Source organism: Gordonia liuliyuniae, assembly GCF_021738805.1.
In the GTDB taxonomy this organism is placed as follows: domain Bacteria; phylum Actinomycetota; class Actinomycetes; order Mycobacteriales; family Mycobacteriaceae; genus Gordonia; species Gordonia liuliyuniae.
Genome location: NZ_JAKKOR010000005.1, coordinates 98,830 through 112,064 on the forward strand (window position 1 = coordinate 98,830; position 13,235 = coordinate 112,064).

Below are 13,235 nucleotides of genomic sequence, written 5' to 3' on the forward strand. Positions count from 1 at the left end.
CTACTTCTCTTCGTGCTTGTCGTCGCCCGACTCGTCACTCGACTTGTCGAGGTTGGGCCTTCCGGGATTGGAATCAGTCGGGTCGCCGTCGAGTCCTTCGAGGCTGTCCGGGACCCGGAAGTCGTCTGCGTCCTGGTCGTAGGTCTGCGTGTCGCCGTCGTCTTCCGGGGTGTCCGTGACGGATTCGCGGATGGCCAGGCGGTTCCACTCGGTGACGACACCGGGCGCGATCTCGATCTGGACGACGGTGTCGTCGGAGGCATCGACAACCACCCCGAACAGACCGGACTGCAGTTGAACGCGGGTACCGGGTCCGATGGCCGACTGCATGTCGGCGACGGCTGCAGCCCGCTTCTTCTGGTTGCGGACACTCACGAACATGAAGACCGCCATAGCCGCCAGCATCAGCGGGATGATCAATGAGGATGACATGCCCTCCAGTGTGCCAGGCCCGCCACCGGCGCCGTGCAGCGCACACGCACATGAACTCTCGACCACCACGCGATCGACCACTTCGCGATCGACGACGCACCGCGACGAATCCGACGGATCGGTTCAGTCGAAGAGGGTTTCTTCGCGGGCACGCACACCGTGCACCTGGTCGATCGCGTCCGGGGGCGCCGCTAGGCCGAGATGGTTCCAGGCGGCACCGGTCGCGACCCGGCCGCGCGGTGTCCGCGCGATCATGCCCGCCCGGACCAGGAACGGCTCGCACACCTCCTCGACCGTGGCGGGCTCTTCGCCGACCGCGACGGCGAGCGTCGACACCCCGACCGGCCCCCCACCGAATCCGCGAACCAGTGCCCCGAGCACCGCGCGGTCGAGCCGATCCAACCCGAGTTCGTCGACGTCGTACACCGCGAGCGCCGCCTGCGCCGTCTCGACGTCGACCCGGCCGTCTCCGCGGACCTCCGCGTAGTCGCGGACGCGCCGCAGCAGGCGGTTGGTGATCCGGGGCGTCCCTCGTGACCGTCCCGCGACTTCGGTGGCAGCGGCGGCGTCGAGGTCGATGCCGAGGATCTTCGCCGATCGCACCAGGACGCGTACGAGTTCGGCGGGCTCATAGAACTCCATGTGGGCGGTGAAGCCGAAACGGTCGCGCAACGGACCGGTCAGTGCTCCCGACCGGGTCGTCGCCCCGACCAGTGTGAACGGTGCGACCTCGAGTGGTATCGACGTCGCGCCGGGCCCCTTGCCGACGACGACGTCGACCCGGAAGTCCTCCATCGCCAGATAGAGCATCTCCTCGGCGGGTCGGGCGATCCGATGGATCTCGTCGATGAAGAGAACGTCGCCCTCGACGAGGTTCGAGAGCATAGCGGCGAGGTCGCCCGCCCGCTCCAACGCCGGGCCGGACGTGATGCGGATGGCCGCACCCATCTCGCTCGCGATGATCATCGCGAGCGACGTCTTACCCAATCCGGGAGGGCCGGACAGCAGGATGTGGTCGGGCGTGCTGCCGCGTGCGCGCGCCGCGTGCAGCACAAGTTCGAGTTGTTCGCGGACCTTCGGCTGGCCGATGAAGTCGCCGAGGCTGCTGGGCCGCAGGCTCGCGTCGAGGTCGCGGTCTGCGGGGATCTCCTCCGGCGCCAGGAAGTCGTCGGCCGAACCGTCGAACTCTCCGGTCATCGTCGCGGTCCGAGGCCGGCGAGAGCACTACGCAACAGTGTCGACGAGTCGGCGTCCGGCTGGTCGGCGAGCACCGCAGCGACGGCCTGCTGCGCCGCGTTCTCGGTGAACCCGAGCCCGACGAGGGCCTCGGCGACCTGCCCGCCCACACCGCTCGCGGACACTCCCGGAACCCCCGGCGCGCCCGGCGCTGCGTCGACCTTGTCGCGCAGTTCGACAACGAGACGTTCGGCCACCCGCTTACCGATGCCCGGAACGGCGGTCAACGCTTTCGCGTCCGAGTCGGCGAGGGCGCGACGCAGACTCTCGGGTTCCAAGACGGCCAGCGTCGCCATCGCCAGACGCGGCCCGACCCCGGTGACCGTCTGCAACAGACCGAACAGGTCACGGGCCGCCGGATCGGTGAACCCGTACAGGGTCATCGAGTCCTCGCGGACGATCATCGACGTCAGCAAGCGGGTCTGCTTGCCGCGCACCAGCTTTCCCAGCGTCGGCGGTGTCGCGAGGACGCGGTACCCGACGCCCGCGCATTCAACGACGGCGTGGTCGAGGGCGATGTCGACGACCTCGCCGGACACGGACGCGATCATCGCGCTGCAGCCTCCTCCTGTGCCGCCTTCAGGCGCGCACGATGACGGTCTTGGGCGGCCTTGGCCTTCGCCGCCGCCGCCTCCATCCGTTCGTTGACCGGGCCGCGCCAGCAGTGGCACACCGCGAGGGCCAGAGCGTCGGCCGCGTCCGCGGGCTTCGGCGGCGTCTGCAGACCGAGGATCCGCGTGATCATCATGGTCACCTGAGCCTTATCGGCGCGGCCGGACCCGGTGACGGCCGCCTTCACCTCGGACGGTGTGTGGAAGCGCACCGGGATGCCGCGTTCGGCCGCGGCGAGCGCAACGACTCCGGCGGCCTGCGCAGTCCCCATGGCGGTGCTCACCTGCCGTTGCGCGAACACTCGCTCGACCGCGACGACGTCCGGCCGGTGCGTGTCGAGCCACTGTTCGACAGCGCGATGAATCGCCAGGAGACGCTCGGCGAGATCCATGTCCGACGGGGTGCGGACGACGTCGACGTCGAGCGCCGTGACCTTTCGGCCGCTCCCCGACTCCACCAGTGCGACACCGCATCTGGTGAGGCCCGGGTCCACACCCATCACTCGCACCGCGTACCGACCTCCCGACAAGCGCACCGCACCGAACGCGGCGAACGTTTGTTCGAGATCCTATCAGTCGTCCTCGAGCTCGGCGAGCACCTCGTCGCTCACGTCGACGTTGCTGTAGACGTTCTGCACGTCGTCGGAGTCTTCGAGCGCATCGATGAGCTTGAACATCTTCCGGGCGCCCTCGGCGTCCACCACGACCTCCACCGATGCGCGGAAATCCGGTTCGGCCGAGTCGTAGTCGATGCCCGCCTCCTGCAGCGCGGTACGCACGGCGACGAGATCACCCGGTTCACTGACGACCTCGAAGGACTCACCCAGATCAGTGACCTCCTCGGCTCCCGCGTCGAGGACTGCCATGAGAACGTCGTCCTCGGTCTGGTCGCCCTTCTCCAGCGTCACGACGCCCTTGCGGGTGAACAGGTACGACACCGACCCCGGATCGGCCATGTTGCCGCCGTTGCGGGTCATCGCGGTGCGGACCTCGCCTGCCGCACGATTGCGGTTGTCGGTGACGCACTCGATGAGGACCGCGACACCGTTCGGACCGTAGCCCTCGTACATGATGGTCTGCCAGTCGGAGCCGCCGCCCTCTTCGCCGCCGCCGCGCTTACGAGCCCGCTCGATGTTGTCGTTGGGCACCGACGACTTCTTGGCCTTCTGGATCGCGTCGAAGAGCGTCGGGTTGCCTGCCGGATCACCACCACCCGTGCGGGCCGCCACCTCGATGTTCTTGATCAGCTTGGCGAACATCTTGCCGCGCTTGGCATCGATGACCGCCTTCTTGTGCTTGGTGGTGGCCCATTTGGAATGGCCGCTCATGGTGGTGATCCCTTCCGTTTACGCTCGCCCGTCGTCGCACGACGAGCGGAGTGACTGTCGAATTCTACGCTGCACGTACCAGGTCGACGAAGTACCTGTGCACTCGATGATCCCCGGTGACCTCGGGATGGAACGAGGTGGCCAGCACGTTCGCCTGGCGGACCGCGACGACGCGCCCGGCTGCGGGCCCGCTCGGCACGGTGGCGAGGACCTGCACGTCGTCGCCGACCGACTCGACCCACGGCGCCCGGATGAACACGGCTCGCATCGGGGCGGCGCCGGGCACGTCGGTGATGCCCGCGAACTCCAGATCGGTCTCGAACGATTCGACCTGCCTGCCGAATGCGTTGCGGCGGACCGTGACGTCGAGCGCGTCGAGGTGTCGGGCGTCGGCGCGCGTGTCGAGGATGTTCGACGCGAGCATGATCATCCCCGCGCACGATCCGTAGGCGGGCATCCCGTCGCCCAGTCGCGCGACGAGCGGGTCGTAGAGGTCGAAGACGCCCAGCAGTTTACTCATCGTCGTCGACTCGCCGCCGGGAATGACCAGCCCGTCGACCCGGTCGAGCTCGCTCGCCCGGCGCACCGCGACGACGTCGGCACCCGCCGCGATCAGTCCTTCGGTGTGCTCCCGGACGTCGCCCTGCAACGCGAGGACGCCGATCAGCGGCTTCTCCATCTGGGGTATCTCCCTCTGGGGTCTCTCCCTCTGGGGTCTCTCCATCTGGGCGCTCACTCGCGTTCCGCCATGAAGCTCGCCTTCTGCTCCGGCACGCCGGTCCTGGTCAGCCCCTCCTGGGTCACCGCAGCCACCATCCGGCCTGCCCGATCGTAGATCCGGCCCTGTGTCAGAGCGCGGGCGCCGCTCGCCGACGGCGATGTCTGGTCGTACAGCAACCAGTCGTCGGCTCGGAACGGCCGCAGAAACCACATCGCGTGGTCGAGCGACGCGCTCTGCAGCCGGACGCCGGGATGCGCCACGTTCGACGAGCCGAGGAGTGTCATATCGCTCATGTAAGCCAGCGTGCAGACGTGCAGGAGCTGGTCGTCGGGCAGCGGTTTCCGGTAGCGGAACCACACGCGCTGCTGCGAGGCGAACCAGCCGTGCTTGACGAGCTGGTCCTCCGGCACCACCCGCACATCGAAGTTCTCCCACTCGGCGCGCAACGCTTTGGCCGGCCCCTCCAGTTCGCTGCCGTCCGGCAGCGACTCCGGATCGGGAGCGGGCGGCATCGTGTCCTGATGCTCGATCCCCTCGTCGTTCGCGACATGGAAAGACGCGGACATCGAGAAGATCGTCTCGCCGTTCTGCACGCCGTTGACCCGGCGGGTCACGAACGAGCGACCGTCGCGGATCCGGTCGACGAGGAAGACGGTCGGATGGTCGGGCTTGCCAGGACGCAGAAAATATCCGTGCAGGGAGTGCACCCGAAACTCCGCGCCGACCGTTCGCGTCGCCGCGACGAGCGCCTGCCCGGCGACCTGTCCGCCGAACGTCCGGCGTAGTGCACTCGCGAACACACTGCTGCGATAGATGTCGTCGTCGATGCGCTCGACGGCCAAGATGTCTTCGATGTCAGCCACAGTTGCGCATTATCCCTCAGGCGATGTGCGGCGGCATCGTTCGCCCTGCTGCGCAGATCGTTACTCGTCGGTAGTGTCATCTGTATGGCAGAACGCGAGGAAGTCTCCGCTCCCCCGACCGACACCGTCGCACAGTTGCGCGCCGTTCTCGACGGCCGCTGGGCGCACACCCGTGACATCGTCCGCGACGAGATCCAGGCGACTGACCTCGTGCCCATGTCGGGGCTGTCGATGGCCGACTATCGCGCTCGCATGCTCGACGCCATGACCGCGATGGTGCCGCTCGGGTTCCCAGCCGACGGCTTCGCGGTGCCGCATGGCGGAACCGGAGACGTGGGCGCCGCCGTCACCGCTATCGAGACACTCGGTTACGGCGACCTCTCGTTGATGGTGAAGGCAGGCGTGCAGTGGGGCCTGTTCGGCGGGGCGATCGAGAATCTCGGCACCGAGCGCCACCACGAGAAGTACGTGCCCGGGCTCATCGACCTGGACGTCCTCGGCTGTTTCGCGATGACCGAGACCGGCCACGGCTCCAATGTGCAGGCGCTGGAGACCACCGCGACCTATCTGCCTGAGTCGGACGAGTTCGAGATCACGTCGCCGACGCCGGGATCCCGTAAGGACTACATCGGCGGCGCCGCGGAGCACGCACGCTATGCCGCGGTGTTCGCCCAGTTGATCACCGCGGGCCCCGGGGAAGAGCCGACCGGCCGAGGCGTCCACTGCTTCGTCGTCCAGATCCGCGACGCCGACGGTAACGACCTGCCGGGAGTAACGACGTCGGACTGCGGCCACAAGGGCGGACTACCCGGCGTCGACAACGGTCGGATCGTGTTCGATCACGTGCGGATTCCGCGGGACGATCTACTGAATCGCTACGGCGACGTAGCCGCGGACGGAACGTACTCCAGCCCGATCGAGTCGGTGAACCGACGCTTCTTCACCATGCTCGGGACGCTTGTCCGGGGCCGCGTGACGGTGGGCGCCGCTGCGGGAGCAGCGGGCCGCCTCGGATTGACGCTCGCCGTCAAGTACGCACTGGTCCGTCGCCAGTTCTCCGGTCCAGACAGCGACGACGAGCTCGTGCTCCTCGACTACCGCACCCATCAGCGGCGTCTCCTGCCGCTGGTGGCGCGCGCGTACGCCTTCGCCATCGCGCAGAACGAGGTCGTCGCCGAACTCCACGAACTGCAGTCCGGCGATCCCGCCGACGCCGACCCAGAGGAGATCCGCAAGCTCGAGGTGAAAGCGGCCGCGATCAAAGCAGGCCACACCGAGTTGGCGTCGCGGGCCATCTCCGAGGCTCGGGAGGCATGCGGCGGCGCCGGGTACCTCGACGAGAACCGGCTGTCGCGTCTGCGCGGCGACATCGACGTGTTCACGACGTTCGAGGGCGACAACCTGATTCTCCGCCAACTCGTCGCCAAACAGCTCCTCACTGCGTATGCGAGCGATGTGAGCGACCTCGACGCGGTCGGCTGGATCCGGTTCGTCGCCTCGACGGTAAAGGACATCGCGTTGGAGAAGACCGCCGCCCGCCAGGTGGTGCAGACGCTTCTCGACGACTCGGACGAAGACCCGGAGAACAGCGACCTCACCCACCCCGGCACCCAGCTGCGGCTGCTCCGCAACAGGGAGGATCACCTGCTGCGGACCGCTGCCGCTCGGATGGGCCGGGCTCAAGACGAGGACGCGGACGCCCAAGAAGTGTTCACCGGCACGCAGGACCATCTGATCAAGGTCGGCGACGCGCACATCGAGCGGGTCGTGTTGGAGACCGTCGTCGACGTGATCGGCAGGGTGACCGACAAGCAGACGCGGACCCTGCTCAAGCGGGTCCGCGATCTGTTCGTCTATTCACTGGTTGAGGACGATCTCGGCTGGTATCTGATGCATCGGCACGTCTCGGTGGAGCGGGCCAAGGCCGTCCGACGCGGTGTCAACGAATTGTGCGGCGTTCTGCGACCGCACGCTGCTGATCTCGTCGACGCCTTCGGCGTCCCCGACACCGCACTCGATGTCCCGATGATCCGCCACGGCTGACCGGCGTCACAGCTCGTCGATGTCGATGATGTCGTCTTGGATGGCGCGGGCGACGAGCGCGGCCTTCGTGGAGGCGGGGCGCCCGATCTCGGCGTACTTCGCGCGAATGCGCGTCAGGTGGGTGTTGACGGTGCCCAGCGAGATGTGGAGTTCTTCGCCGCATGCCGGTTTGGAGTCGACCATCAGCCAGGTTCGGAGAACTTCCACTTCGCGGTCGGTCAGGGTCGGGCGCGGCAGATCGGGGGCGGTCGGCTCGACGACGGCTGCGGCAGCGAGGGTGACCGGAGCCAGGTGGCCGCGACGGCGCAGCGGCGCTTCGACGTAGACGGGGCGGCCGGGCAGCGGCATCACGCGAGCGCTCAGGCGGGCCAGTGCTTCACGGCGACGCGCCTCTGCCGAACTCGAACGGTTCGGTGCGGACACGGCGGTGCGGGCTGCGGTCTGGTATCCGGGGGCGGTGTGGATCGCGGCGACGGTCATCTTTCTTCCCTTCCTCGGCGCCCGGGACCGGTCGATCACCGGGCTGATGAGAAGAACGTTAGGGTGACGGCGACCATAACGCGATGGGGAGAACTACCCATGGTATACACGCAGGTCACGCTACGTTTTTGACCGACTCGACGCGGCGGCGTGCCCAGGAACGGTGCTGGGCGAGTGGCGCGTCGGTGCGTCAGGAGTTCGGCGGCTGGGTATTCCGCACGTGCTCGGCGTCGAGCATCGGAAGGTCGCCTCGACTGACGAGGCCGGTCGACAGCGCGTACTCGACGAGTTTGAGCCTCCGGTTCGACGCGAGACGACCGCCGCCGGCCCGCATGCCTGCGACGCCGATCAGGTCGAGTTTGTCGCACACGTTGTCGAGTTTCCGGTTGAACTTCGTCAGCGACCAGCCAAGGCGCGCAGCCGCTTTCGCGGAGCTGGGCAGCGCGCTCGCACCGGTGCCGTCGCGGCGGAGGATCGCCTCCGCGAGGACGAGAACGGCGAGCTTCTGGCTCTCGGTGAAGTTGGGGACGCCGCGCGTCGTGTCGCCGCCGACCGTCGAGGTACCGACCGGTGGGGCGACCGCGGGCGCGCCTGCCTGAACCTGGACCTCGTACGTGGTGGGTCCGGCGCTGAAGACGATGCTGGTCCGACCGAACACGAGAGGCATGCGCGCACCGGGCCCCAGCGTCGCGGAGAAGCCGAGATCGGCGGCAGTCACCGTCGCGGACAGGTGGGTTCCGAGATTCGTCAGCCACCACATGCCGTTCTCGTCGTGCAGCAGCAGGAAACGACGATGCAGGTACGGATTGTCGTCGACGGTGAGGGTGGCTTCCCGGCCGATGTAGAACGGTTGACCGGGCACCACCTGGTAGCGCTCGCCGACGAACTCGACAAACGTCGTGCCGTCGCCCGCGGGCTGCACCGTTATCGGCTCACGGTCACCGCGGCGACGGTGACGTTGTCGTGGGCTCCGCTCTCGAGCGCGGCTTCGACGAGGGCGGCCGCGGCGAGTTCGACGTCGCCGTCGGCCGCGGCGACCACGGAGGCGATCTCGGAGTCATCGAGTTCGCCGTCCAGCCCGTCCGAGCAGAGGAGCACGATGTCGCCGGGAACCGCGGCGAACGCGAAGTAGTCGGCGACCGGTTCCGCCATGCCTGCGCCGAGTGCGCGCGTGATCACATTGCGTCGCGAGTCGACTCGCGCCTGCTCGGGTGTCAGGTAGCCCGCTTCGACGAGTTCCTGCACCTGGGAGTGGTCGACGCTGACTTGTCGCAACGCGCCCTGGGAGTACAGGTAGGTACGCGAGTCACCGATGTTGAACGCGACCCACGCCGGGCCGTCCTCCCCTTCGGCGAGGAGAACACCCGTCGTCGTGGTTCCCGCGCGTCGCCCGGATTCGGAACCGAAAGCGCCGATCTTCTCCTGCGCCTGCACGAGCAGTGCGGCGACGGCGGTGCGCGTCGCGTCGAAGGCTTCGCCAACCGGAGCGTCGGCGAGGGTGAGGAGCGCGGCTTCGCTGGCGAGTTCGCCGCTGTCGTGACCGCCCATGCCGTCGGCGACGAGATAGCAGCCGGGGAGCGCCAGTGCGGCATCCTCGTTGGCTTCACGGACGCGGCCCACATGGCAGACCACCGACCAGTCGACGGTGACGTCGCCGATCCGATCCTGTCCGGTCCGCGCCTCGTCACGCAAGATGACGGTGTCGTCCATGCTCACCTCTCCCTGAGTACCCCTGGCTCATGAGTCGAAAGACTCCGCCGACCGGACGCGGTCGGGCCGGACAGCGCACTGCCACAGCTCGAGCCGTGCCGTCAGCGTAGTCGAGATCACCGCCCATGATCATATCGGGACGGTGGCGCCAGGACTCCCCTGGCGCGCCTATCGCCCTATCGCGGCGGCGATCGCCGTCGGGTCGATCACCAACCGCGCTCGGCGAGCCGGTGCGGCTGCGGCAGGTCGTCGACGTTGATGCCGACCATGGCTTCGCCGAGACCGCGCGAGACGTTCGCGAGCACATCGGGGTCGTCGTAGAACGTCGTGGCCTTGACGATCGCGGCGGCACGCTGAGCCGGGTTGCCCGACTTGAAGATGCCCGAGCCGACGAAGACGCCCTCGGCGCCGAGTTGCATCATCATCGCCGCGTCGGCCGGGGTGGCGATACCGCCCGCGGTGAACAGCGTGACCGGAAGCCTGCCTGCCTTCGCGACCTCGACGACCAGGTCGTAGGGCGCCTGCAGTTCCTTCGCCGCCACGTACAGCTCATCCTCGGGAAGCGAGCTGAGACGACGGATCTGCTGGCGGATCTGACGCATGTGCGTCGTCGCGTTCGACACGTCACCGGTCCCGGCCTCGCCCTTGGACCGGATCATCGCCGCGCCCTCGTTGATGCGACGCAGCGCCTCCCCGAGGTTGGTGGCACCACACACGAACGGCACGGTGAACGCGAATTTGTCGATGTGATTCTCGAAATCGGCCGGGGTCAGCACTTCGGACTCGTCGACGTAGTCGACACCGAGACTCTGCAGGACCTGCGCCTCCACGAAGTGACCGATCCGAGCCTTCGCCATAACCGGGACCGACACAGCGTCGATGATCCCGTCGATCATGTCCGGATCGCTCATGCGCGACACGCCGCCCTGAGCGCGGATGTCGGCGGGCACACGCTCGAGTGCCATCACGGCGACCGCACCGGCGTCCTCGGCGATCTTGGCCTGCTCGGGCGTGACCACATCCATGATCACGCCGCCCTTCAGCATCTCGGCCATGCCGCGCTTGACACGGGCGGTACCGGTCGCCGGGGAGTTCTGCGGATCAGTGGTCACGGGCGGTGCTCCTTGGTCTCAGGTGAGGGTCTGACGCGTCCAAGTAAACCCGATCAGGCGGCGTCGTCCAACGCCGGGTCGTCTCCTACGAGATGCACGCCACGTACGGGCTCATCCGCTGGTCACCCGCTCGGTGATCTCGAAGTAGGCCGGGCGCGGTGCGTGCCCCGCCAGGTGCAGCCATCGGACCATCCGACGACTCCGGAGGGTACGAACGTCACGGACCGCATCGTTGTAGAACCGGCGTGCCATCGTCACGCGGGTCTGCGCGTCGGCGAGCTCGGCCGTCAACGCCGCCGAGCGGCGTGCGGGGTCGGCGTGTGCGATGGCGGCCGACAGGCGGTTCTCGGCGGTTTCACGCCCCTCGGGGGCAGCGCCTTCCGCAGCGTCGGCCGCGGCCGCCAAGTCGCGAGCACCCGACGCGTCGGGGTCGGCTGCGGCGATGGCCCGGGCGACGACGGCGCGTCGCTCCAACGCTCCGAACAGCGCTTGCCGAGTGAGATCGACGCGGATGTTCAGACGGTCCATCCTCGTCGCTCGGGTCGCCGACAGGACGACGAGCCACACGAGGCCGACGCCGACGGCGAGCCCGACGACGGTCGCGGTGGTCGCGGCGGCGGTCATGCGGTGCCGCCTGCGGCGTCATTCGTTCGCATCAGTCGGACACCACCACGGGGCCGGCGTTGTAAGTGACGGTGTCGTAGACGCTCTGGATCTGGTCGGCGACTCGCGACCAGTCGTAGAGGTCGGCGCGCTCGCGGCCGCGGGCGACGTATCGCGCGCGCAGCTCGTCGTCGCCGAGCAGCGAATTGACCTGGTCGGCGAGTGCGGTCGGCGACCCCGTCGCCACCAGGCAGCCCGCCTGCCCGCTGTCGAGGACCCGGGAGAACGCGACAAGGTCGCTCGCCACGACCGCGGCACCTGCGGCCATCGCCTCGACGAGCACGATGCCGAAACTCTCGCCGCCCAGGTTCGGTGCGACGTACACGTCGACGCTCGCCAACGCGCGCGCCTTCGTCTCGTCGTCGACCATGCCGAGGAATCGGAGACGATCGGCCAGACCGCCCGCGCGTCGACGCAGCGCCGCCTCGTTCCCGCCGCCGACCACGAGGACCTGGACATCGGGGAATTCTTCGACGATGCTCGGCAACGCACGCATCAGGATGTCGATGCCCTTGCGCGGCTCGTCGAACCGGCCGAGGAACATCACGGTGCGGCCGGCCCGCGGATATCCGTCCAGCGAAGTCGCCTCGGTGAACGCCGCGACGTCGACACCGTTGGGGATCTCGACCGCGTCGTTGCCGAGGGACTCCATCTGCCAGCGCCTCGCGAGCTCGGAGACCGCGATCTTGCCGCTGATCCGTTCGCGGAACTGGCGAAGCACCGAATCGAAGATCGACAGCCACATCGACTTCGTCGTCGACGTGTGGAACGTCGTGACGATGGGCCCGCTGGCGACCATCAACGACAGCATGGACAGGCTCGGCGAGTTCGGCTCGTGCACGTGCAGCACGTCGAACTCGTTCGTCGCGATCCATCGACGGAGACGATGGTAGGCCTTGGGCGAGAACGTGACACGCGAGACCGATCCGTTGTACGGGATGCCGAGCGCGGGGCCAGCGGAGTCGACGTAGTCGGGAAGGACCACGTCGGGGCCGGCGGGCGCGAGCACACGCACCTCGTGCCCGCGGCCGACGAACACCTCCGCAAGCTCGACGACGTGCGCTTGGACACCGCCCGGCACATCGAACGAGTACGGGCAGATCATGCCGATCTTCACGCGAACCTCATTCGATTCCGAGCCGCGCCCGACGTTCGGGCGACCAGTCGGCCTCCCACAACGGCTGCAGCATGTGCCAGTCGGCGGGTGCGGTCGCGATGTCGCGGGTGAACGCGTCGGCGAGCCGCTGCGCGGTCGGTGCGATGCCGCCGTCGGTGTCGATGACGGTACCGCAACTCAGGTGCGACGTCCCGACACCCGTATACCGGTGATGCACGGCGTGCAGGACCGCGCCGGTCTCGATGGCGAGCTTCGCCGAGCCTGCTGGGATGCGGGTTTTCTCCCCGAACATCGTGACCGGCACTCCGTGCGCGGACAGGTCACGGTCGGCCATGAGGCAGACGAGGCCACCCGCGCGCAGACGCTCAGCGAGGACCTGGAACGGTGGTTGTTCGCCGCCGGTGAGCGGGAACACCTCGAAGCCGAGAGACTCCCGGTAGGCGACGAACTGGTCGAACAGCGACTCCGGTTCGAGACGTTCGGCGACGGTCGCGAACCGGCCGTAGTTCTTCACCAGCCACACGCCTGCGATGTCCCAGTTCCCCGAGTGCGGCAGCGCCATCACGACGCCTCGCCCGGACCGGATCGACGCGTCGAGCGAGTCCCGGTCGTAGTCGGTCATTGCCACGCTTGCCGCGATCGCGTCGGGGTCTGTCGTCGGCAGCCGGAACGCTTCACGCCAGTAGCGCGCGTACGAGCGCATGGCCTCTTCGACCAGTTGGGCGGGGACGTCGTCGGGCGTCGTGCCGATCACCCGGGCCAGGTTCTTCCGGAGCTGTTCCGGTCCACCGTTGCGGCGGCCGGCGAAGGTTCCCGCCGCGTCGAAGACGCCGCGCGCCAGTGTCTCCGGCGAGTACTTGACGGCCGCCCACCCGGCGCGATAGCCGAGGTCGGCGACGATGTCGCCCAATCCGCCCAG

Annotated in this window: 15 protein-coding genes; 1 reads left to right on the top strand and 14 read right to left on the bottom strand. The window is 68.2% G+C overall.

What is annotated here, in order from left to right; genetic code table 11:
* The 7 genes from yajC to L5G33_RS06070 form a co-directional block, all read right to left on the bottom strand.
* Positions 1-432, bottom strand: coding sequence for a preprotein translocase subunit YajC (yajC, locus tag L5G33_RS06040; protein WP_236997268.1), 432 nt, complete (start codon positions 430-432; stop codon positions 1-3).
* A gap of 123 nt (positions 433-555) precedes the next feature.
* The gene (ruvB, locus tag L5G33_RS06045) at positions 556-1,629 is read right to left on the bottom strand and encodes a Holliday junction branch migration DNA helicase RuvB (RefSeq protein ID WP_236997269.1); all 1,074 of its coding nucleotides are present in this window, start codon (positions 1,627-1,629) and stop codon (positions 556-558) included.
* Entirely contained in the window at positions 1,626-2,219 is a 594-nt protein-coding gene (gene ruvA, locus L5G33_RS06050; RefSeq protein WP_236997270.1) for a Holliday junction branch migration protein RuvA, read from the bottom strand. The genes ruvB and ruvA overlap by 4 nt, the downstream gene beginning before the upstream one ends.
* Entirely contained in the window at positions 2,216-2,788 is a 573-nt protein-coding gene (gene ruvC / locus L5G33_RS06055; RefSeq protein ID WP_236997271.1) for a crossover junction endodeoxyribonuclease RuvC, read from the bottom strand. The genes ruvA and ruvC overlap by 4 nt, the downstream gene beginning before the upstream one ends.
* Positions 2,789-2,851: 63 nt before the next feature.
* On the bottom strand, positions 2,852-3,607 hold the full coding sequence (locus L5G33_RS06060) for a YebC/PmpR family DNA-binding transcriptional regulator (protein WP_236997272.1): 756 nt from the start codon (positions 3,605-3,607) through the stop codon (positions 2,852-2,854).
* A 64-nt stretch (positions 3,608-3,671) separates the two neighbouring features.
* Positions 3,672-4,286, bottom strand: coding sequence for a pyridoxal 5'-phosphate synthase glutaminase subunit PdxT (gene pdxT, locus L5G33_RS06065; RefSeq protein WP_236997273.1), 615 nt, complete (start codon positions 4,284-4,286; stop codon positions 3,672-3,674).
* 53 nt (positions 4,287-4,339) lie between these two features.
* A complete protein-coding gene (locus L5G33_RS06070; RefSeq protein ID WP_236997274.1) occupies positions 4,340-5,191 on the bottom strand; it encodes an acyl-CoA thioesterase in 852 nt (283 codons plus the stop codon).
* A gap of 84 nt (positions 5,192-5,275) precedes the next feature.
* On the opposite strand from L5G33_RS06070, the gene L5G33_RS06075 reads away from it, so the two are divergent.
* Positions 5,276-7,234: an acyl-CoA dehydrogenase family protein gene (locus tag L5G33_RS06075; RefSeq protein WP_236997275.1), complete on the top strand. Its 1,959-nt coding sequence runs from the start codon at positions 5,276-5,278 to the stop codon at positions 7,232-7,234.
* A 6-nt stretch (positions 7,235-7,240) separates the two neighbouring features.
* Here L5G33_RS06075 and L5G33_RS06080 read toward each other — a convergent pair whose 3' ends face one another.
* From L5G33_RS06080 to L5G33_RS06110, 7 genes are all read right to left on the bottom strand, one after another.
* The gene (locus tag L5G33_RS06080; protein ID WP_236997276.1) at positions 7,241-7,714 is read right to left on the bottom strand and encodes a helix-turn-helix transcriptional regulator; all 474 of its coding nucleotides are present in this window, start codon (positions 7,712-7,714) and stop codon (positions 7,241-7,243) included.
* A 190-nt stretch (positions 7,715-7,904) separates the two neighbouring features.
* Positions 7,905-8,642, bottom strand: a complete 738-nt coding sequence (locus L5G33_RS06085) for a hypothetical protein (RefSeq protein ID WP_236997632.1) — start codon at positions 8,640-8,642, stop codon at positions 7,905-7,907.
* Positions 8,639-9,424, bottom strand: coding sequence for a PP2C family protein-serine/threonine phosphatase (locus tag L5G33_RS06090; protein ID WP_236997277.1), 786 nt, complete (start codon positions 9,422-9,424; stop codon positions 8,639-8,641). Before L5G33_RS06090 ends, L5G33_RS06085 begins: the two co-directional genes overlap by 4 nt.
* Before the next feature lie 206 nt (positions 9,425-9,630).
* Positions 9,631-10,536, bottom strand: coding sequence for a pyridoxal 5'-phosphate synthase lyase subunit PdxS (pdxS, locus tag L5G33_RS06095; RefSeq protein WP_308191540.1), 906 nt, complete (start codon positions 10,534-10,536; stop codon positions 9,631-9,633).
* Positions 10,537-10,647: 111 nt separating this feature from the next.
* Positions 10,648-11,160 (bottom strand): LemA family protein, encoded by a 513-nt coding sequence (locus tag L5G33_RS06100; protein WP_236997278.1) that lies wholly within the window; start codon positions 11,158-11,160, stop codon positions 10,648-10,650.
* Between the two features lie 31 nt (positions 11,161-11,191).
* Entirely contained in the window at positions 11,192-12,316 is a 1,125-nt protein-coding gene (locus L5G33_RS06105; RefSeq protein WP_236997279.1) for a glycosyltransferase family 4 protein, read from the bottom strand.
* 7 nt (positions 12,317-12,323) lie between these two features.
* Positions 12,324-13,235, bottom strand: a complete 912-nt coding sequence (locus tag L5G33_RS06110; RefSeq protein ID WP_236997634.1) for a phosphatidylinositol mannoside acyltransferase — start codon at positions 13,233-13,235, stop codon at positions 12,324-12,326.